Origin of the sequence: Blautia sp. HCN-20427 (genome assembly GCF_037890365.1) — a bacterium.
Taxonomy (GTDB): domain Bacteria; phylum Bacillota; class Clostridia; order Lachnospirales; family Lachnospiraceae; genus Blautia.
Genome location: NZ_JBBKBX010000003.1, coordinates 100,109 through 119,744, shown reverse-complemented (window position 1 = coordinate 119,744; position 19,636 = coordinate 100,109). Strand labels below are relative to the sequence as shown.

The 19,636-nt window shown below is 42.4% G+C and carries 30 protein-coding genes; 1 reads left to right on the top strand and 29 read right to left on the bottom strand.

Features of this window, described 5'->3' with window-relative positions; translation table 11 throughout:
• Positions 1-116: 116 nt before the first annotated feature.
• The 24 genes from secY to WKT17_RS02590 all read right to left on the bottom strand — a co-directional run bounded on the left by secY (position 117) and on the right by WKT17_RS02590 (position 14,272).
• The gene (gene secY / locus WKT17_RS02705; RefSeq protein ID WP_173748295.1) at positions 117-1,433 is read right to left on the bottom strand and encodes a preprotein translocase subunit SecY; all 1,317 of its coding nucleotides are present in this window, start codon (positions 1,431-1,433) and stop codon (positions 117-119) included.
• A complete protein-coding gene (gene rplO, locus WKT17_RS02700; protein ID WP_173748293.1) occupies positions 1,433-1,873 on the bottom strand; it encodes a 50S ribosomal protein L15 in 441 nt (146 codons plus the stop codon). Before rplO ends, secY begins: the two co-directional genes overlap by 1 nt.
• A gap of 25 nt (positions 1,874-1,898) precedes the next feature.
• Complete coding sequence (gene rpmD / locus WKT17_RS02695) at positions 1,899-2,081, bottom strand: 50S ribosomal protein L30 (RefSeq protein ID WP_087271709.1); 183 nt, start codon at positions 2,079-2,081, stop codon at positions 1,899-1,901.
• 13 nt (positions 2,082-2,094) lie between these two features.
• Positions 2,095-2,604, bottom strand: coding sequence for a 30S ribosomal protein S5 (gene rpsE, locus WKT17_RS02690; protein ID WP_173748291.1), 510 nt, complete (start codon positions 2,602-2,604; stop codon positions 2,095-2,097).
• A gap of 19 nt (positions 2,605-2,623) precedes the next feature.
• Positions 2,624-2,992 (bottom strand): 50S ribosomal protein L18, encoded by a 369-nt coding sequence (rplR, locus tag WKT17_RS02685; RefSeq protein WP_173748289.1) that lies wholly within the window; start codon positions 2,990-2,992, stop codon positions 2,624-2,626.
• A gap of 17 nt (positions 2,993-3,009) precedes the next feature.
• Complete coding sequence (gene rplF / locus WKT17_RS02680; protein ID WP_173748287.1) at positions 3,010-3,549, bottom strand: 50S ribosomal protein L6; 540 nt, start codon at positions 3,547-3,549, stop codon at positions 3,010-3,012.
• 252 nt (positions 3,550-3,801) lie between these two features.
• Entirely contained in the window at positions 3,802-4,203 is a 402-nt protein-coding gene (gene rpsH, locus WKT17_RS02675) for a 30S ribosomal protein S8 (protein ID WP_111918177.1), read from the bottom strand.
• 294 nt (positions 4,204-4,497) lie between these two features.
• Positions 4,498-4,683: a type Z 30S ribosomal protein S14 gene (locus WKT17_RS02670; protein ID WP_003022786.1), complete on the bottom strand. Its 186-nt coding sequence runs from the start codon at positions 4,681-4,683 to the stop codon at positions 4,498-4,500.
• 22 nt (positions 4,684-4,705) lie between these two features.
• On the bottom strand, positions 4,706-5,245 hold the full coding sequence (gene rplE / locus WKT17_RS02665; protein ID WP_111918175.1) for a 50S ribosomal protein L5: 540 nt from the start codon (positions 5,243-5,245) through the stop codon (positions 4,706-4,708).
• Positions 5,246-5,265: 20 nt separating this feature from the next.
• Positions 5,266-5,571 (bottom strand): 50S ribosomal protein L24, encoded by a 306-nt coding sequence (gene rplX / locus WKT17_RS02660; RefSeq protein WP_111918173.1) that lies wholly within the window; start codon positions 5,569-5,571, stop codon positions 5,266-5,268.
• 12 nt (positions 5,572-5,583) lie between these two features.
• On the bottom strand, positions 5,584-5,952 hold the full coding sequence (gene rplN, locus WKT17_RS02655) for a 50S ribosomal protein L14 (RefSeq protein ID WP_022303899.1): 369 nt from the start codon (positions 5,950-5,952) through the stop codon (positions 5,584-5,586).
• Positions 5,953-5,973: 21 nt separating this feature from the next.
• Positions 5,974-6,228 (bottom strand): 30S ribosomal protein S17, encoded by a 255-nt coding sequence (gene rpsQ / locus WKT17_RS02650; RefSeq protein ID WP_291683089.1) that lies wholly within the window; start codon positions 6,226-6,228, stop codon positions 5,974-5,976.
• 38 nt (positions 6,229-6,266) lie between these two features.
• Positions 6,267-6,470: a 50S ribosomal protein L29 gene (gene rpmC, locus WKT17_RS02645; RefSeq protein WP_003022797.1), complete on the bottom strand. Its 204-nt coding sequence runs from the start codon at positions 6,468-6,470 to the stop codon at positions 6,267-6,269.
• Complete coding sequence (rplP, locus tag WKT17_RS02640; protein ID WP_003022799.1) at positions 6,460-6,897, bottom strand: 50S ribosomal protein L16; 438 nt, start codon at positions 6,895-6,897, stop codon at positions 6,460-6,462. The genes rpmC and rplP overlap by 11 nt, the downstream gene beginning before the upstream one ends.
• A 2-nt stretch (positions 6,898-6,899) precedes the next feature.
• Entirely contained in the window at positions 6,900-7,556 is a 657-nt protein-coding gene (gene rpsC / locus WKT17_RS02635) for a 30S ribosomal protein S3 (protein ID WP_173748285.1), read from the bottom strand.
• Positions 7,557-7,567: 11 nt separating this feature from the next.
• The gene (rplV, locus tag WKT17_RS02630; RefSeq protein WP_003022804.1) at positions 7,568-7,954 is read right to left on the bottom strand and encodes a 50S ribosomal protein L22; all 387 of its coding nucleotides are present in this window, start codon (positions 7,952-7,954) and stop codon (positions 7,568-7,570) included.
• A gap of 22 nt (positions 7,955-7,976) precedes the next feature.
• The gene (rpsS, locus tag WKT17_RS02625) at positions 7,977-8,258 is read right to left on the bottom strand and encodes a 30S ribosomal protein S19 (RefSeq protein ID WP_003022807.1); all 282 of its coding nucleotides are present in this window, start codon (positions 8,256-8,258) and stop codon (positions 7,977-7,979) included.
• A 14-nt stretch (positions 8,259-8,272) separates the two neighbouring features.
• Positions 8,273-9,118 carry a 50S ribosomal protein L2 gene (rplB, locus tag WKT17_RS02620; protein WP_173748283.1) on the bottom strand — a complete coding sequence of 282 codons (846 nt, stop codon included), beginning with the start codon at positions 9,116-9,118 and terminating at the stop codon, positions 8,273-8,275.
• Between the two features lie 128 nt (positions 9,119-9,246).
• The gene (rplW, locus tag WKT17_RS02615) at positions 9,247-9,546 is read right to left on the bottom strand and encodes a 50S ribosomal protein L23 (protein ID WP_111918166.1); all 300 of its coding nucleotides are present in this window, start codon (positions 9,544-9,546) and stop codon (positions 9,247-9,249) included.
• A complete protein-coding gene (gene rplD, locus WKT17_RS02610; RefSeq protein ID WP_173748281.1) occupies positions 9,546-10,166 on the bottom strand; it encodes a 50S ribosomal protein L4 in 621 nt (206 codons plus the stop codon). The genes rplW and rplD overlap by 1 nt, the downstream gene beginning before the upstream one ends.
• Before the next feature lie 29 nt (positions 10,167-10,195).
• Positions 10,196-10,825, bottom strand: a complete 630-nt coding sequence (gene rplC, locus WKT17_RS02605; RefSeq protein ID WP_173748279.1) for a 50S ribosomal protein L3 — start codon at positions 10,823-10,825, stop codon at positions 10,196-10,198.
• Positions 10,826-10,966: 141 nt separating this feature from the next.
• The gene (rpsJ, locus tag WKT17_RS02600) at positions 10,967-11,284 is read right to left on the bottom strand and encodes a 30S ribosomal protein S10 (protein ID WP_003022820.1); all 318 of its coding nucleotides are present in this window, start codon (positions 11,282-11,284) and stop codon (positions 10,967-10,969) included.
• A 403-nt stretch (positions 11,285-11,687) separates the two neighbouring features.
• On the bottom strand, positions 11,688-12,800 hold the full coding sequence (locus WKT17_RS02595; RefSeq protein ID WP_173748277.1) for a hypothetical protein: 1,113 nt from the start codon (positions 12,798-12,800) through the stop codon (positions 11,688-11,690).
• A gap of 92 nt (positions 12,801-12,892) precedes the next feature.
• Positions 12,893-14,272: an aminopeptidase gene (locus WKT17_RS02590; protein WP_173748275.1), complete on the bottom strand. Its 1,380-nt coding sequence runs from the start codon at positions 14,270-14,272 to the stop codon at positions 12,893-12,895.
• 155 nt (positions 14,273-14,427) lie between these two features.
• Here WKT17_RS02590 and WKT17_RS02585 point away from each other — a divergent pair, with 155 nt between their 5' ends.
• Positions 14,428-15,225 (top strand): GNAT family N-acetyltransferase, encoded by a 798-nt coding sequence (locus tag WKT17_RS02585; RefSeq protein WP_173748273.1) that lies wholly within the window; start codon positions 14,428-14,430, stop codon positions 15,223-15,225.
• Positions 15,226-15,312: 87 nt separating this feature from the next.
• On the opposite strand, the gene WKT17_RS02580 is transcribed toward WKT17_RS02585, so the two are convergent.
• From WKT17_RS02580 to WKT17_RS02560, 5 genes are read right to left on the bottom strand one after another with little or no spacing between them, the layout of a single operon-like run.
• The gene (locus WKT17_RS02580) at positions 15,313-15,573 is read right to left on the bottom strand and encodes an HPr family phosphocarrier protein (protein ID WP_173748271.1); all 261 of its coding nucleotides are present in this window, start codon (positions 15,571-15,573) and stop codon (positions 15,313-15,315) included.
• Entirely contained in the window at positions 15,570-16,529 is a 960-nt protein-coding gene (whiA, locus tag WKT17_RS02575; RefSeq protein ID WP_291683159.1) for a DNA-binding protein WhiA, read from the bottom strand. The genes WKT17_RS02580 and whiA overlap by 4 nt, the downstream gene beginning before the upstream one ends.
• Positions 16,508-17,398, bottom strand: a complete 891-nt coding sequence (rapZ, locus tag WKT17_RS02570) for an RNase adapter RapZ (protein ID WP_291683182.1) — start codon at positions 17,396-17,398, stop codon at positions 16,508-16,510. Before rapZ ends, whiA begins: the two co-directional genes overlap by 22 nt.
• Before the next feature lie 8 nt (positions 17,399-17,406).
• Positions 17,407-18,318 carry a UDP-N-acetylmuramate dehydrogenase gene (murB, locus tag WKT17_RS02565; protein ID WP_291683183.1) on the bottom strand — a complete coding sequence of 304 codons (912 nt, stop codon included), beginning with the start codon at positions 18,316-18,318 and terminating at the stop codon, positions 17,407-17,409.
• A 17-nt stretch (positions 18,319-18,335) separates the two neighbouring features.
• Positions 18,336-19,061 (bottom strand): tRNA threonylcarbamoyladenosine dehydratase, encoded by a 726-nt coding sequence (locus WKT17_RS02560; RefSeq protein WP_173748262.1) that lies wholly within the window; start codon positions 19,059-19,061, stop codon positions 18,336-18,338.
• Between the last annotated feature and the right edge of the window lie 575 nt (positions 19,062-19,636).

Below are 19,636 nucleotides of genomic sequence, written 5' to 3'. Positions count from 1 at the left end.
TCGAATATGGCAAAAACCGCCGCAGCAACGAAGAACCACAGTCTTGTGACTCCTCTCTTGCCCTGTAAAGCAGTCAAACTGCTTTCTCTGCGACGGTTTCTTCCTAAACTTATCTTTTATTCACTTAAAAAACCTTTATAGTTACGAACCAACATGCGGGATTCAATCTGTTTCAATGTTTCCAGAACAACGCCTACCACGATGATAAGTGAAGTTCCTCCGAAGGAAACATTCGCGCCGAACACACCGTTAAAGAAGAACGGGATGACTGCAACGATTACAAGACCTGCAGCACCGATGAAGATTAAATAACTCAAGATTTTTTCCAGATATTCCTGTGTTGGTTTTCCGGGACGGATACCCGGGATAAATCCACCGCGCTTTTTCATATCATCTGCCACTTCCATAGGGTTGAAAGTGATAGATGTATAAAAATATGCAAAGAAGATAACTAATACAATGTATACGACCAAACCAATAGAATATATGGGTTCACTCGGATTAAACCAGTTGCTGGAAGTAAGTCCTTTCAGAATCTGGCTTCCGACGCCTGTTCCCCCCGTTTTTCCCATGAAGCTTGCAATCAGAACCGGGAAAGACATCAAAGAAGAGGCAAAGATAATCGGAATAACACCTGCTGTGTTTACCTTTAAAGGAATGGAACTGGACTGACCGCCCATTACTTTTCTGCCGACCATCTTTTTAGAATACTGTACAGGGATTCTTCTGATACCGCCGTTTAAGATTAATACTAAAACGACAACAACCAGGATAACAGCTGCAATAATTACGGCTGCCAAAGCACCCTTTGCATAGGTCTTTCCTTTGACAAACTGGTCAAAAAGAGTCACCATATCGCTTGGGATTCTGGAGACGATATTAATCATCAAAACAATAGAGATACCGTTTCCCACACCCTTGTCAGTAATCTGCTCACCAATCCACATTAATAATGCCGAGCCTGCTGTCAGACAGGTTACTACAACGACTGCTTTGCCGAAATTCATATCTGGAATCAGACCTTTATTACCAAATCCGATTGTCATGGCAACAGACTGGAATAAAGAAAGACCGATAGTCAGATAACGGGTGATTGCAGTCATTTTCTTCCTGCCCTCTTCTCCATCACGCTGCATTTCTTCCAGCTTTGGAATTGCAATGGTCAAAAGCTGAATGATGATAGAAGAAGTAATATATGGGGTGATATTTAATGCAAAAATTGACATTTCGGTAAAGGAACCGCCGGTGAAGGCGTCAAAAAAATTGAACGCATCACTGGACTGGCTCGCAAACCATTCTTTAAAATAATCACTATTTACTCCCGGAATCGGCAACTGTGAACCAATACGAATCACAATCAACATCAGGAATACATAGAAAATTCGACGTCTTATATCCTTTATCTTAAAGGCATTCTTAAGAGTCTTGAGCATTAGATCACCTCAACTGTTCCACCTGCGGCTTCGATTTTGGCTTTTGCGCTTTCGCTTACAGCGTTTACTTTTACATTTAATTTCTTAGTAAGTTCTCCGTTACCAAGAAGTTTTACACCGTCTCCTAACTTGGAGATAGCACCGGAAGCTAATAAAGCTGCTGGTGTCACTTCAGTACCGTCTTCAAATCTGTTTAAGATATCAACGTTTACTGCGATGATTTCCTTAGAGTTTCTGCACTTGAAGCCTCTCTTAGGAAGTCTTCTATATAAAGGCATCTGACCACCTTCAAAACCTGGTCTCTTTGCACCGGAACGTGCTTTCTGACCTTTGTGGCCTTTACCTGCTGTCTTACCATTACCTGAACCGTGTCCACGGCCTCTTCTGAAGTTATCGCTCTGTTTAGAACCTTCAGCTGGTCTTAAATTTGATAATTCCATGATGGCACCTCCTTCTTTATATTAATTAGATTTCTTCAACTTTAACTAAGTGTCTTACCTGCTGAATCATACCGCGAACTGCAGCATTGTCCGGCATTTCCACTGTTTTGTTCAGTTTTCTTAAACCTAATGCTTCCACTGTTTTTTTATGTTTCGGAACAGCACCGATTGTAGATTTCACCAGAGTGATTTTTAATTTATCTGCCATTTTTTAATCCTCCTTATGCAAAAATCTCATCTACAGATTTTCCGCGAAGTTTTGCAACTTCTTCCGGAGTCTTTAACTGGCTTAAACCTGCGATTGTAGCCAGAACTACGTTCTGTTTGTTACGGGAACCCATACATTTTGTACGAATGTTCTTAATACCTGCAAGTTCAATAACCGCACGAGCTGGACCTCCGGCAATAACACCTGTACCTTCTGGAGCTTTCTTTAAGAGCATTTCTGCACTTCCGAATTTTCCAACATAGTCATGTGTAATACTTCCGTTTTCGTCTCTTGCTACACTAACTAATTTTTTCATAGCATCTTCTTTTCCTTTGCGGATAGCTTCCGGAATTTCAGTTGCTTTACCTAAACCAGCGCCAACGTGTCCGTTGCCGTCACCAACAACAACTAAAGCTGTGAAACGGAAGTTACGACCACCTTTAACAACCTTTGTTACACGCTTGATTGACACTACTTTTTCTTCTAATTCAAACTGACTAGCATCAATGATAGAACGTTTCATGTGTTCATTTCCTCCCTTATTAGAATTCTAACCCAGCTTCTCTTGCTGCGTCTGCTAATGCTTTAACTTTTCCGTGGTAAATGAAGCCGCCTCTGTCGAATACAACTTCTTTAATACCAGCTTCTACTGCTCTTTTGCCAATTACTGTACCTAAGTATGCTGCAGCATCAACGTTATTGGTTTTTTCTAACTCAGCTTTTACTTCTTTCTGTGTTGTAGAAGCAGAAACAAGAGTTTTTCCAACTGTATCGTCAATAATTTGAGCATACATATGATTATTGCTGCGGAATACTGCTAAACGAGGTGTAGCAGTTGTACCGCTGAGATGATTACGTAATCTTCTATGTTTTTTTGCGCGAACTTTCGCTCTTGATACTTTACTAACCATTTTTACACTCTCCTTACTTATTTCTTACCAGTTTTACCAACTTTACGTCTGATAACTTCATCAGCATATTTAATACCTTTACCTTTGTATGGTTCAGGTCTTCTCTTATCTCTGATTTCAGCAGCGTACTGGCCAACTTTTTCTTTATCAATACCGGATACAACGATTTTGTTTCCGTCTACTTTGGATTCCAGACCTTCTGGGTCTTCCATCTCAACCGGGTGAGAATATCCTAAGCTCAATACCAGTTTCTTACCCTGTTTTGCTGCTTTATAACCTACACCGTTTACTTCCAGAGTTTTTTCGTATCCCTGGCTAACACCTGTTACCATATTCTGGATAAGTGTTCTTGTTAAACCGTGTAAAGATTTCATTTTCTTTAAGTCGTTTGGTCTAGTAACAACAACATGACCATCTTCTAACTTAATTGACATTTCAACAGGCAACGCTTTTTCAAGTGTTCCTTTAGGACCTTTTACAGTCACTACGTTGTTCTCAGCAATTTTAACTTCTACTCCTGCCGGAACAGCTACAGGCAGTCTTCCAATTCGTGACATACCAATTTCCTCCTTACTTAGATTTTCGGAAGGGCCGATTATGGTTCCCTTCTGTTTTCAGTATTACTATTTATCTATGATAAAGGACAAAGTCCTGTTATCCTCTCGCTTGGACATAATAAAAACTCGCTTGGACACATTCTGATGTTTGTCAGATTTTTGGAAGTATGTTCACTCAACTAAACTCAACTCTCGCCTTTGGCTCGGTTTCGTTAAGGTTCATGAATGACCTCGCACTAAGTTGCTTTCGGCCTACCAAACAAATGCCAGAACTTCTCCACCTACATGAAGTTTTCTAGCTTCTTTATCTGTGATAACTCCCTGGTTTGTAGAAAGGATTGCAATACCTAATCCACCTAATACTCTTGGAATTTCCTGGCTTCCAGCGTAAATACGAAGACCTGGTTTGGAAATTCTCTTCAGACCTGTAATGATTTTTTCATTTTTGTCTGCACCGTATTTTAATGTGATGCGGATGGTTTTGAATACTCCGTCTTCTAAAACGTCGTATTTTGCAATGTAACCTTCTTTTAACAGAATGTCAGCAATAGCAAGTTTCATTTTAGATGCTGGTACATCTACTGTATCGTGTTTTGCAGTGTTTGCGTTACGGATTCTTGTAAGCATATCTGCGATTGGATCGCTCATTGTCATGATAGTTTCCTCCTATAATTTAGACTTTTCATGTTAATTATTTTTTTATTTAAAATCCCCGACAGGTATAAGGGAGATTCTCTCCCCAACACCTAAAGAAGGGGTATGTTCCCTCAACTCTGGCGGAAACATCTCTCAACTAAGCTCAAACTACGTTTTCGCTAAGGTTCGAGATGAGCGTTCACACTAAATTCGGCTTTGCCTCACTAAGTGTTCACAGCCAGGTTCGGGAACGGCCTCGCACTAAGGTTCAAGCCGCGCCTTGCGGCTTGCTTTCACCAAGTTGCTTTCGGCCTACCAGCTTGCTTTTTTAACTCCCGGAATCTGGCCTTTGTATGCTAATTCACGGAAGCAAACACGGCAGATACCGTATTTTCTCAAGTAAGCATGTGGACGTCCACAGATACGGCAACGGCTGTATTCTCTTGTAGAGAATTTCTGTTTGCGCTGCTGTTTAACTTTCATTGCTGTCTTAGCCATGAATTTTCCCTCCTAATTTATCTTACTTTGCAAATGGCATGTTGAATAATGTCAATAATTCACGAGCTTCTTCGTCTGTTTTAGCAGTAGTTACGAAAATAATATCCATACCTCTTACTTTATCGACTTTATCATATTCCACTTCAGGGAAAATTAACTGCTCTTTGATTCCCAGAGCGTAGTTTCCTCTGCCGTCAAAAGCATTTGGGTTAACGCCGCGGAAGTCACGTACTCGAGGCAGTGCTAAGTTGATGAGACGGTCAGCAAATTCATACATTTTCTCGCCTCTTAATGTTACTTTACAGCCGATTGGCATACCTTCACGAATTTTGAAGTTCGCAACGGAATTTTTCGCTTTTGTTGTAACAGCTTTCTGACCTGTGATTAATTCCATATCAGCTACTGCTGCGTCTAACAGTTTAGCATTATCTTTGGCTTCGCCTACACCCATGTTTACAACGATTTTATCGAGTTTCGGCACTTCCATGATATTCTTATAACCAAACTTTTTAATCATAGCATCTACGATTTCATTTTTGTAAGTTTCTTTCAGTCTGCTCACTATATTGGCCTCCTCTCTTATTAATCGATTACTTTTCCTGTAGTTTTAGCGAAACGCACTTTTTTACCATCTTCAACTTTAAAGCCTACTCTGGTAGCTTTTCCTTCATGCATAACCATTACGTTAGATGCATCAATCCAAGCTTCTTTGTTCACAATACCGCCCTGCTGATTAGCCATGGAAGGTTTTGTGTGCTTTGTTATCATGTTTACGCCTTCAACCAGAACAGCGCCTTTTTTCGGATTAACAGAGATTACTTTTCCTTCTTTGTCTTTATCTTTACCAGCGATAACTTTAACAGTATCACCTTTTTTAATCTTAAACATCAGGCTTACCTCCTATAATACTTCCGGAGCTAAGGAAACAATTTTCATAAACTGTTTGTCACGAAGCTCTCTGGCTACTGGTCCAAAAATACGAGTTCCTTTCGGTGTCTTGTCATCTTTGATAATAACAGCAGCGTTTTCATCGAATTTGATGTAAGAACCATCTTTACGACGAACACCTTTTACAGTACGAACAACAACGGCCTTCACAACGTCACCTTTTTTCACAACACCGCCTGGTGTTGCATCTTTAACGGTAGCAACGATTACATCACCGATGTTAGCATATCTTCTAGTAGAACCACCCATAACACGGATGCAGAGGATTTCTTTTGCACCTGTATTGTCAGCGACTCTAAGTCTACTTTCCTGTTGAATCATGCTTAGATTCCTCCTTACAAATTATTTTGCTCTTTCTACTACTTCAACAAGTCTCCATCTTTTATCTTTGGATAATGGTCTTGTTTCCATAACTTTTACAGTATCACCGATATTGCATGTGTTTTCTTCATCATGCGCTTTTAATTTATATGTTCTCTTTACGATTTTTCCGTAAAGAGGATGTTTAACGTGGTCTTCGATAGCTACAACAATGGTCTTATCCATTTTGTCACTTACAACTTTACCAACACGTGTTTTTCTAAGATTTCTTTCCACGATTATGCTGCTCCTTTCTATTTCTAGGAATGAATTCCTTATGCGTTTGCTTTCTGAGCAATCAGAGTCTGGATTCTAGCGATGTTCTTACGAACTTCTTTAATTCTGCTTGTGTTGTCCAGCTGATTTGTTGCATTCTGAAATCTCAAGTTAAAGAGTTCCTTTTTAGCAGCTACTAATTCTTCCTGTAATTCTGCAGCTGATTTTGTTTTTAAATCTTCTACATAATTTTTAATTTTCACTGTTATCACCGCCTTCTAAGTCTGCACGAGAAACGATTTTACATTTACATGGTAACTTGTGCATCGCAAGACGTAACGCTTCACGAGCTGTTTCTTCCGGAACGCCTGCGATTTCAAACATTACTCTGCCTGGCTTTACAACTGCTACCCAGTATTCTAAGGCACCTTTACCGGAACCCATACGTGTTTCTGCTGGTTTTGCTGTTACTGGTTTATCTGGGAAAATTTTAATCCATACTTTACCACCACGTTTGATGTAACGAGTCATGGCAACACGGGCTGCTTCAATCTGGTTGGAACGAATCCAGCATGGTTCTGTTGCAACTAAACCGAATTCACCGTAATTGATTTTATTTCCTCTTAATGCTTTTCCTTTCATGGAACCGCGAAACTGTTTACGACGTTTAACTCTTTTTGGCATTAACATAATTATTTATCGCTCCCTTCCTTAGTTCCTTTTGTTGGAAGTACTTCGCCATTGTAGACCCATGCTTTTACGCCAACTTTGCCGTAAGTGGTATCTGCTTCAGCGAAACCATAGTCGATATCTGCTCTTAATGTCTGAAGCGGAATAGTTCCTTCGCTGTAGAACTCTGTACGAGCCATATCAGCACCGCCAAGACGTCCGGATACGGAAGTTTTAATACCTTTTGCTCCGGCTTTCATTGTTCTGGACATTGTAGATTTCATAGCACGACGGAAAGAAATACGGTTTTCCAGCTGTAATGCAATGTTTTCAGCTACTAACTGCGCATCTTTGTCCGGTCTTTTTACTTCTTTGATATCAACAACTACTTTTTTATCTGTGAATTTCTGTAATTCAACTTTTACTTTTTCGATTTCTGCACCGCCTTTACCGATAACAACGCCCGGTTTTGCAGTGTAGATAATGATTTTTACTCTGTCAGATGCTCTTTCGATTTCAATCTTGGAAACACCTGCGCTGTATAATTTCTTTTTCAGGTATGTTCTGATGTTGTAGTCTTCTACTAAGTTATCAGCGAAATCGCCTTCAGCATACCATTTGGAATCCCAGTCTTTGATAACTCCGACTCTGAGTCCGTGTGGGTTAACTTTCTGTCCCATGATACTCCTCCTTATCTCTCATCTAACACAACAGTAATATGGCAGTTTCTCTTTTCGATTCTGTAAGCTCTACCCTGAGCTCTCGGTTTAATTCTCTTCATTGTCGGTGCTTTGTTAGCGTAGCACTCTGCAATGTAAAGATTTTCCGGATTCATACCGTTGTTGTTTTCAGCGTTTGCGATTGCTGATTCCAGTAATTTTTTGATTACGCTGGAAGCGTATCTTGGGTTGTATGTTAAGATACCCAGTGCTGTCTGAACATCTTTACCACGAATTACATCCAGTACATAGCAAGCTTTCTGTACGGACATTCTTGCGTAGGATAATTTTGCAGACGGTCTTGTATCTTTATTAGCATTTCTTGCTCTTTTAATCTGACTTCTATGTCCTTTTGCCATGATAAAAGCCTCCTTTCAAATATTAGCGAACACCTGATTTTTTCTCGTCTTTTCCATGTCCTCTGTATGTTCTGGTTGCAACGAACTCACCGAGTTTGTGACCAACCATATCTTCTGTTACATACACCGGCACATGTTTTCTTCCGTCATGAACAGCGATTGTATGTCCAACGAAGGAAGGGAAAATTGTGGAACGACGTGACCATGTTTTGATAACTGTCTTATCGCCAGCAGCATTCATAGCGTCTACTTTTTTCAGTAAGCTTTCATCTGCGAACGGTCCTTTTTTTAATGAACGAGCCATTGTCTTACCTCCTACTATTTAGCTAATGTTTTACCATCTCTTCTTCTTACGATTAACTTGTTAGACTGTTTCTTTTTCTTTCTTGTCTTCAAGCCAAGAGCCGGTTTGCCCCATGGTGTACATGGACCTGGGCGTCCGATACCAGTCTTACCTTCACCACCACCGTGTGGATGGTCATTCGGGTTCATAACGGAACCGCGAACTGTAGGTCTGATACCCATGTGACGTTTACGTCCTGCTTTACCAATGTTGATAAGGCTGTGCTCGCCATTTCCTACAACGCCGATAGAAGCGCGGCAGTTTAATGGAACCATTCTCATTTCACCTGATGGCAGACGAAGTGTTGCATATTTGCCTTCTTTTGCCATTAACTGTGCTCCGTTACCAGCGGAACGAACCAACTGTCCGCCTTTTCCCGGATACAGCTCGATATTGTGAATCATAGTACCAACCGGAATTTCAGATAATGGTAAGCAGTTACCAACTCTTACTTCGGCATTAGCACCATTCATAATCTTCATACCAACTTTTAAACCTTCTGGAGCTAAGATATATGCTTTCTCACCGTCAGCGTATGAGATAAGAGCAATGTTAGCTGTTCTGTTCGGGTCGTATTCGATGGTTTTAACTGTTGCAGGGATATCATCTTTTCTTCTCTTGAAGTCGATGAGTCTGTATTTTCTTCTGTTTCCGCCTCCGCGGTGTCTAACTGTAATTTTACCCTGATTATTACGTCCAGCATTTTTCTTTAAGGACACTACCAGAGATTTCTCTGGTGTAGAAGTTGTGATTTCAGAGAAATCAGAACCTGTCATGTGTCTTCTGGAAGGTGTATATGGGCTGTATGTTTTAATTCCCATTACTGTCTCTCCTTTCATAACTGCACCATCGGGCTTTCAACATGCCCTGGTGTTTCTTTGCCGCAGCCAAATATCGGATTATTTTTTCTCGACTGCTTGTCTATATTTTCGTAACCGAAAGACTTAAATTAAAGTCCTTCAAAGATTTCAATATCTTTGCTGTCTTCTGTCAATGTAACGATAGCTTTTTTTGTCTTAGCAGTTTTTCCAAAAGTCATACCGCGTCTTTTGTTCTTTCCGTCTAAGTTCATTGTGTTGACAGATTTTACTTTTGTTCCTTCGAACATTTTCTCAACAGCTTCTTTAATCATTGTTTTGTTTGCATCTGTGTGAACTAAGAAAGTATATTTTTTCTCGCCCATAGCAGCCATACTTTTTTCAGTCACAACTGGTTTCAGGATTACATCATAATACTTTACGTTTGCCATTATGCGTATACCTCCTCGATTGCTGCTGCAGAAGCTTTTGTTAAGATTACTGTGTTGTATTTCAGCACGTCATATACGTTGATTGTGTTTGGCAGTGCTGTGATAACATCAGGAATGTTTCTTGCAGATAATACTACGTTTGCATCGTTGTCAGCTAAAACAACCATTGCTTTAGAAACATTTAAGTTATTTAAAACATTCTGCATTGCTTTTGTTTTTACTTCATCTAATTTCAGTTCATCAAGAACGATAAGCTTGTTTTCCTGAACTCTGCTTGTCAGAGCGGATTTAAGAGCTAATCTTCTTTCTTTCTTATTCATCTTAACGGAATAGTCTCTTGGTGTAGGAGCGAATACAACTCCGCCGCCTGTCCACTGTGGAGATCTTGTTGAACCCTGTCTTGCATGACCAGTTCCTTTCTGTCTCCAAGGTTTTCTTCCGCCTCCGGAAACTTCAGAACGTGTTTTTGCTTTCTGTGTTCCCTGACGATTATTTGCAAGCTGGCGAACAACTGCTAAATGCACTAAGTGGTCGTTGACTTCAACACCGAACACTGCATCGTTTAATTCCATTGTTCCAACTTCTTTGCCTTCCATATTATAAACAGATACGTTTGCCATTTTATGTGGTCCTCCTTTCCAACGAAAACTTATTTACCGCATTTTACAGTTTCTTTGATTGTAACTAAGGATTTCTTAGGTCCCGGAACTGCGCCTTTTACTAACAGCAAGTTGTTTTCAGCGTCAACTCTTACAACTTCCAGATTCTGAACAGTTACTTTTACATGTCCCATGTGTCCTGGCATTCTTTTTCCTTTGAATACTTTGGACGGGTCAGAACAAGCACCGTTGGAACCTGCATGACGGTGATATTTAGAACCGTGAGCCATAGGTCCTCTGGACTGTCCGTGTCTCTTGATAGCGCCCTGGAATCCTTTACCTTTGCTGATTGCAGTTGCGTCGATTTTGTCGCCTGCCGCAAAGATGTCCGCTTTGATTTCCTGTCCTAATGTGTATTCGCCTTCTAATTTTAATTCTCTGACGAATCTCTTGCAGGAAACACCAGCTTTATCAAAGTGTCCTTTCATTGGTTTGTTTACAAGATTTTCTCTCTTGTCAGCAAAACCAACCTGTACTGCTTCGTAACCGTCATTGTCCATGGTCTTAACCTGTGTTACCACACAAGGACCAGCCTGCAATACAGTTACTGGAGTTAATACTCCGTCTTCGTTGAAGATTTGAGTCATTCCGACTTTAGTAGCTAAGATTGCTTTCTTCATTCTTTTTACCTCCTGTGAATCTACAGCGGATTACACTGTGATGTGCAATCATCCTAGACAAACAGTCAACATAAGTGGATGCTTAAAGCATTGCTTCTATATCAACCTTGTAAGGATAATCTCTCTTAACCTTAAACAGAATTATTTCTGTTTCATTTTGATATCAATGTAAACACCAGCCGGCATTTCCAGTCTTGCCAGAGCGTCAACTGTTTTCTGTGTCGGTGCAATGATATCAATCAGTCTTTTATGAGTTCTCTGCTCGAACTGTTCTCTGGAATCTTTGTATTTGTGAACTGCACGCAGGATTGTTACTACTTCTTTCTTTGTAGGAAGCGGTACCGGTCCGCTAACAGTTGCTCCATTCTTCTTAACAGTTTCGATAATTTTGCCTGCTGACGCATCTACTAACTGATGGTCATAAGCTTTTAAAGTGATTCTCATTACTTGACTTGCCATAAAAAAAGTCTCCTCCTTTTCGCACTTTTAATTAGTACGACAAGCGGCGACTGTACACATTCCCGTGTGTGTCATCTTGATTTCTACACACACTCCCACCTTAGTGGTAAGTCTTTAGATGTAATACAGTGACTTGTCGTCAGTTTCCTAACTTGACATTCGCTCCACGGAAAACCTGTCTTTGACAGCAACCTCGCGCTTCATAGCTATCATGTCACAGCACTTGTTAGTATAATGGAAGTTTTTCCAAAATGCAAGCTTTTTTTCAAGAGTTTTTATATTTTTTTGTATTTTTTCCCATACATAACAAAGAACTGTCCGAACCATAAAAAACTGCCCCAGTAACGCACATCAGGAATTTGTTGTATTCCTGACGGCTGTTCCATAGGACAGTTTTCTCTTCTTATACAATATCTGAGTAATCCAGCAATGTAACTTTATTTTCTTCGTCGGTCTTGACTTCCGGAGTTTCTCCTGCTGCCTGTGCTTTGGCGAGAAGTTCCTGTACGCTTGGACTTTTCGGTACCGCATTTACATCAACCGGAATCTCCTCTTCGGCCTCTTCAGATTCTGTTTCTTCTATATTATTATAGTTCTCAGAATCAGAAATTTCTGTCTCCGGTTCAACAGGAATTTCCGGCTGCTCTGTTTCCGTGCTGCTCTGCACAGTTTTTTCCATCGGCTCTGCTGCCGCTTCCTGTGCTGCCTTTTCCAGTTCTTCTGCATTCGGCATAACTATGGTAGCATCTGGTGTCTGCTCCGGTTCACTGACCGCTGCAACACCCATAGCAATGGAAGACATCGCATCCTTCATGGCATCATCAAAGCCCTGAAGTTCCGGACTTTCTTTCTCTGCGGAAGCCGGCGGAAGTTCTTCGTCCTCCTCCTCATCCAGAAGTCCTTTCTTCGCCAGTTTGCGGCGGCGCTTTTCTTCCTTTCTCAGACGGCGGCGTTCCCCGAAGCTGAGTTTTTCTTCGTCTTCATCCTCATCTTCTTCCTCGTCCGTATCGCCGTCCTCATCTTCGTCTTCCTCCTCATCATCCCTGTCTTTTCGCCACAGTTCTGAGAGAATAAAGAGAATCACCAGGAAAACAATTCCCACGCCTACTACTATCAAACCTTCTTTGCTTTGAAGGGCGATAGCTGCATATCCGATAAAGGGAACCACTACCACAACTTTAGGAACAGATTTGTTCAAGTTGATATTTTCAGTGTCACTGCTTTTGCTGTAGACATCTTTTACCTGATAAACGCCTGCACTGGCATCCATATCCTGAATCTCATAAATGTAGGTGCTGGAACCTTCGTTATAGATAATCTTATCCTTCTTTTCCAGTTTCTTTACATTGACGCTCTTTCCGTAGGCCACAGAACCTACCGGAAGGTTTGTATCTGTTCCGGTATTGTCGTTCATAACCGTATCCACCCCGGCAAAAGGAGGTACCAGAAGAGCGGCTGCAATGATTATGGAAAAGAGAACCACCAGATTCACTATAATTTTCAGTATTTTTGACATTTGTGTACTCCTCACTTTACAACTTTGCCTTCATGTTTTCATAATATAATTTATATTAACATTTTTCGGCACAGATGTATAGTGCCAATTTATTATTTCGTTTCCGCTGCAAGGAAAGCGCAGTATCCTCTGTAAGCTTCATAGATATCCACTTTGCTTGCAATTTCCCATGGAGCATGCATATTCAGCACTGCGACACCGCAGTCAATGACTTCCATATTATAGTTGGCCAGTATGTAGGCAATGGTTCCGCCGCCGCCCTGGTCTACTTTTCCAAGTTCTGCTGTCTGGAAGGAAACCTGGTTGTCATCCATAATTTTGCGCAGTTTCGCAATGTATTCCGGGTTGGCGTCATTAGAGCCACCTTTTCCTCTGGAGCCGGTGTATTTGTTGAAGGTAATACCGTGTCCCAGGTATGCGCTGTTTTTCTTTTCCATCACTTCCGGATAATTAGGGTCAAAAGCTGCACTTACATCGGAAGACAGCATCATGGAATTTTTCAGCGCTCTTCTTAAAAGCAGTTCGCTGTATTGTCCTGCTGCATGCATCACTTCCGCTGTGGTATTTTCAAAGAAGCGGGACTGCATACCAGTAGCTCCCACACTTCCAATCTCTTCCTTATCTACCAGCAGGCACACAGAGGTATATTTTACTTTGTCCTGTGCAAGAGTCGCCATAAAGGAAGGATAAGAGCAAACACGGTCATCATGTCCGTAAGCCATAATCATGCTTCTGTCCAGACCGTAATCTCTGGCCGGACCTGCCGGTACTACTTCAAATTCTGCGGAAAGGAAATCTTCCTCTTCCATATCATATTTTTCTTTCAAAATGGAGAGAATCTGCGCCCTGACCGGTTCTTCTTCCTTACCATCCAAAGGCATGCTTCCCACCAGCACGTTCAGGTTTTCTCCCTCAATGACCTCTGCAGCTGTTTTCTGGAGCTGCTTTGCAGACAGATGAATCAGCAGGTCGGAAATACCAACTACCGGGTCATCCCCGTCTTCACCGATAACCACATTCACTACTTCGCCGTTTTTCTTTGCCACAGCCCCGTGAAGCGCCATAGGAAGGGTCACCCACTGATATTTCTTCACACCGCCGTAATAATGAGTGTCCAGAAGTGCCTGTTCCTGGTCTTCGTATAAAGGATTCTGTTTCAAATCCAGTCTTGGGGAGTCAATATGCGCGCCCAGGATTCTCATACCTTTTTCCATGGGTTCTTCACCGATAATGTACATAGCCAGGCATTTTCCCATATTGTTGGCATATACTTTATCTCCCGGCTTCAGGCTCTCGCCATTTTCAATCACTTCATTCAGATTGCGGTATCCGGCTGCTTCTGCCTGCTGTACCATTTCAGTCACACATTCCCGCTCTGTCTTGCAGGTGCTCATAAAGGATTTATATTTTTCGCAAAAATCAAAAACTTCTGTTTTGTCACTGTATTTTTTCCAAGCGTTTTCTGTTTTCATTTTATCTTGCCTCCTGTATTTTCTGTTCTTTCTCGATTCTACTACAACTTTCTCCTGATTGCAAGACAGGTCTTGATTCTTCCCCCGGCTTCCATTATAATAATGTTACTGTTTAATGCTTTAAACAAATAGCAATGCAAAAGGTGGAAACCGCTATGGATACAAAGCAGAAAATCAAAATCATGGAAGACCTTTCGCTAAATGCCTGGCCTTCTTATCAAATGCAGATATATGACGGCTGGATTCTCCGGTTTTCTTATTTTTATACGCACAGAACAAACTGTATTGAGCAGCTTGGCCATTCTTCTATTCCCTTACAGGACAAGCTGGATTACTGTGAGGACATTTATGAAAAATGGGGAACTCCGGCCATTTACAAGATTAACCCTCTTCTGGACAGTTCTTTTGACCAGAGGCTGATGGAACGCGGGTATTTCATGGCTCATGTAACAGAGGTAATGACACGGAGCCTGTATGCATATAAGGCGTCCGGAAAGCAGAATCCAAATATCACCCTTCATACGGAAATTTCAGACCAGTGGCTGAAAGGGCTATTTGCCATGAAAGGAATGACAAACGAGACCCATTTAAAAATCGTCCCTTCCATGTATGCAGCCATTCCAAAGGACACTCTGGCCGTATGCGCATGGCATAGCGGCAGAATCATCGGAACGGGACTGGGTATTCTGGACCGGGATTATGTAGGGCTTTATGCCATTCACGTACACCAGGACTTCCGCGGAAAAGGAATTGGGCGGGCTATCTGCGAAACACTGCTGGAAGCCTCCAGACAGCGCGGTGCGGCTTTTGCTTATCTGCAGGTGGTGCAAGGGAATCGTCCTGCAAAAAAGCTATATGAAGCCCTGGGATTTGAGGATTTTTATACTTACTGGTTCCGCCAGCAGTATTCCGTGGCACGGGGCGAAAATATCCCCTGTGAGGGACAGAAGTAGATACTTTTCCGCAAAAAGAGCCAGCCGGATTTCGCAGATGGAATTCCGGCTGGCCGCTCACATTCTCTTTATATTTTCCTCTTCCTATTATTTCGCTTTATTACTCAGGTATTCCTCTATGCTCTTCATAGCTTCTTCTTCGTCAGCACCGTCTACGGATACTGTTACATTTTCCCCGTTATCCAATCCAAGACTCATCATTCCCATGATGCTCTTGGCATTCACCTTTCTTGCTTCGCTTTCCAGGTAAATGTTGCTTGTGTACTGGCTCGCTACCTGTACAAGCATTGCGATAGGTCTTGCCTCCAGACCGTTTGAGATTCCGATAGTAATGGACTTTCTAATCATACTTGTTCCTCCTTGACTCCTCTGAGCTCCTCTGCTATGCTGCATATTTTCCGCAGTCTGTGATTAATACCGGATTTTCCTACAGGGATTGACAGTAAAGTTCCAAGTTCCTTCAATGATGCCTGTGGATATTCCAATCTCAATAAAGCTGTCTCTTCCAGATTTTCCGGCAGTCTGTGGAGACCTACGGTATCCCGGATATAAATAATATCCTCCATCTGCTTCACAGCGGCATTTACCGTTTTGTTAATATTCGCTGTTTCGCAGTTCACCTTTCTGTTTACAGTGTTGCGCATCCCTTTCAGAATCCTGACATTCTCCAGGTTCATAAGAGACACTCCTGCTCCCATAAGTCCCAAAAGTTCTACGATTTGTGCGCCTTCCTTTACATAAACAACATGATACTTTTTGCGTTTTACTATCTTGGCATCAATTTCAAAAGACTGGATGATTTCCTGCAGCTGCAGGGCCTTCGCCGGAGTCGTACACACGATTTCAAAATGATAAAACTTCTCTGGGTCGCTGATAGAGCCGGCACACAGAAATGCACCTCTTAAAAATGCACGTCTGCAGCAATTCTTCTGAATAACCATTTGGCTGACCAGGGTATCACTGTGTATAGGTCTTCTGTCCGCTGTCAAAAGCTTCACAGCCTGTAAAATCTTCACAGTTTCCTCCGGGTCCTCTACGTCAATTGTAAATCGGTTGTTTTTTTTGACTATTCTTTTATCAATAGAAACTTCGCCATTTATTTTAAACGTTTTTTCCAGTAATGTAAAGCACTTTCTTATAATACTTTCATTTTCCGCAGATAACCTGAGAATAATTTCTTTGGTTGACAGACGGACAATCTCGCCGTGAAAGGCAATAATGGCAGCCAGCTCCGCAATCCTGCAATGTCTGGCAGGGTCTTCCTGGCGAAGCAGCTCCTCTTTTACGTTTCCGGAGAAAGACATTTTTTTCCATCCTTTTCTATATCTCTATGTTCTACTCTGATTCCGTATTCCTCGTTTTCGCCCAGACGGCGGTACAGCTCATTCGCCAGGGTTACCGAACGGTGTTTGCCGCCTGTACAGCCCACGGCAATGACCAGCTGAGTCTTGCCTTCTGTAATATAGTTCGGAATCAGAAAACGAATCATGTCCTCCAGTTTGTCTGAAAAGGTATGCGCCAACTCAAAATTCATCACATAATCCCGAACCGGGGTATCATTCCCGCTTAAAGGACGGAGATTCTCCAGATAATAGGGGTTCGGCAGGAAACGCACATCAAAGACCAAATCCGCATCCTGGGGAATTCCATACTTAAATCCAAAGGAAAGTACCGTTACCATAAGGTTTTTAAATTCCCTGTTCTCCACAAAGATTTTTTCCAGTTCTGCCTTCAGTTCTCTGGTCAGCAGTTTACTGGTGTCCAGAATATAATCCGCACATTCTTTTAAGGTTCTCAGTTTTTCCCGTTCCCTGCGAATACCGTCATCTACTCTTCCATTTCCGGCCAGAGGGTGACTGCGCCTTGTCTCTTTATATCTTCTTACCAGCACATCCTCATCTGCGTCCAGAAAGAGAATTTCCATTCCCAATCCCGGAGTCTGAATATTTTCCAGCACGGATACCAGTTCATCCAGAGATTTTCCGCTTCGGATGTCCACTCCTATGGCTACTTTTTCGATTTCCCCCGGACCGCTGTCATGAATCAGCTGTACAAACTTGTCAATCAGCGGCACAGGCAGATTGTCTACGCAGAAATACTCCATATCCTCCAGCATTTTCAGTGCCGTACTTTTGCCGGCTCCCGACATGCCCGTCACAATTACAAACCGCATAGCTCCTCCTAAAATTCTCCCAGAAACCGCACTTCCGGTTCCAGTTCTACTCCAAACTGCTCTTTTACCCGTCTCTGTACTTCATGAATCAAATCCAATACGTCCTGGGCCGTGGCATCTCCTTTATTCACCACAAAGCCGCAGTGCTTTTCAGACACCTGAGCGCCGCCCACTGAAAATCCCCGAAGTCCTGCGTCCATAATCAGCTTGCCTGCAAAATATCCCTCCGGTCTTTTAAACGTACTGCCTGCACTTGGCATATCCAGAGGCTGCTTTGTCACTCTGCGTTCCTTATAGTCCTCCATCTGCTCACGAATGGCCTGCCGCTGGCCCCGGCGCAGCTTCAGCACAGCAGAGACTACAATATAGCCTTTTTCCTTTACAATGCTGGTTCTGTATCCCATCTTCATTTCTTCCACCGACAGGGTAAGAAGTTCTCCCTCCTGGTTCAGCACAGTGACAGACTCCACAATATCTTTCATCTCACCGCCGTAAGCACCGGCGTTCATCATTACCGCCCCGCCTATGGTTCCCGGAATACCGGATACGGCTTCCATGCCTGCCAGACCTGCATCCAACGCTTCTTTTGCCGTCTTTGACAAAAGAGCCCCTGCTTTTACCAGAATCCGCTCGTCCTTTACCTCCATATCACTGAAGTTTTTTCCAAGCTGAATCACAACTCCCCTGTACCCTCTGTCGCTGACCAGAAGATTGCTTCCGTTTCCCTGTACGAAGAAAGGAAGATTCTCTTCTTTACAAATTTCTATGACTTTCTGCAGCTCTGCTGTGCTGTGGGGGCAGAGATAATAGTCTGCCGGTCCTCCAATGCGGAAGGTCGTATGATTTTTCATAGGTTCCTTCCATTTCACATTGTCGCTTCCCAGACAGCTGCAGAATCGATTTTCTATTTTATTTTCCATCTGAATACCTCTTTTATTTATTTCTGAAATACCAGGTCTCTAATAACCTCTCCGGCAATCATCAGCCCCGCCGCACCTGGCACAAAGGAGACGCTGCCCGGTACCGGTCTTTTGCTGCCGCTTCTGACTTCCAGCGGCGGCTCTTTCCGTTTTTTCTTTGCCACCACTTCTGTGGAAAACAGCACTTTCACCTTCTTGATTCTTCGCTTTTTTAACTCCGCGCGCATAACTTTCGCCAACGGGCACACGCTGGTTTTCGAGATGTCCGCTATCTGAAAACAGGACGGATTCAGCTTGTTTCCGGTTCCCATACAGGAAATCACGGGAATTCCCGCTTCCTTCGCCTTCTCAATCAGAAGCAGCTTGGCCGATACGGTATCCACGGCATCTATCACATAATCAAAGGCTGAAAAATCAAACAAATCTGCTGTTTCCTCGCCAAAAAAGGTGTCGTAAGTATGGACAACCGCGTCCCGGTTAATATCCAGAATTCTCTCCTTTGCTACCAGCACTTTCTTTTTGCCCATTGTGGAACGCAGCGCCACCAACTGTCTGTTTAAATTGGTCAGGCTGACTTCATCATGATCTACCAAAGTCAGAGAGCCTACCCCGGCTCTTGCCAGAGCTTCCACCACATAAGAGCCCACTCCGCCGATACCAAAAACTGCAATGCGGGAATTAGCCAGTTTCTGAAGCCCTTCCCTTCCTAATAGTTCTTCTGAACGTGAGAATGCATGGAGCATTTTCCGTTTCCTCCTGTAATTATAATATCGTATTTTGACTGTAATCTTTTCTATTATACTATTGTTCCTGATAAAAGTATAGATGAGTTTTCTTAAATTTCTATATCCTAAAACGCTTTAAAATCATAGCGGTACGGAATCGCAGCCTTTACGGAATGCAGGTTTTCATACAATTCACTCCAGAGCTGTGCAATGGAATCCTCACCTTCCCGTATATCGTCAATGACCAGTCCTCCGTCTTGTTCCAGAATTTCATAAGCCTTCCTGTCTTCTCCAAGTCTGTGCAAAGCAGAAATATAGTAAAATTTCAGTTTTCCTATCTCCTGTACCTGGCTTTCCTGTTTCTCAAAGAAGTCCACAATCTCTTTATATGCTTCACATAGATGCAAAATTTTCAAGCCCTCTTTTAAGTAAGATACATTCTGATTTTCCATTTGCAGTCCCTGCAGTATCCATTTTGCCGCCTCCTGCGGGCGTTCTGTAAGCAAACAGACACAGGCCAGCCCGTGATTGGTCCACGGATTTTTCTCCAAGTCACAGGACTGGAGCAGAAGTTTCTCCGCAGTTTTATAATG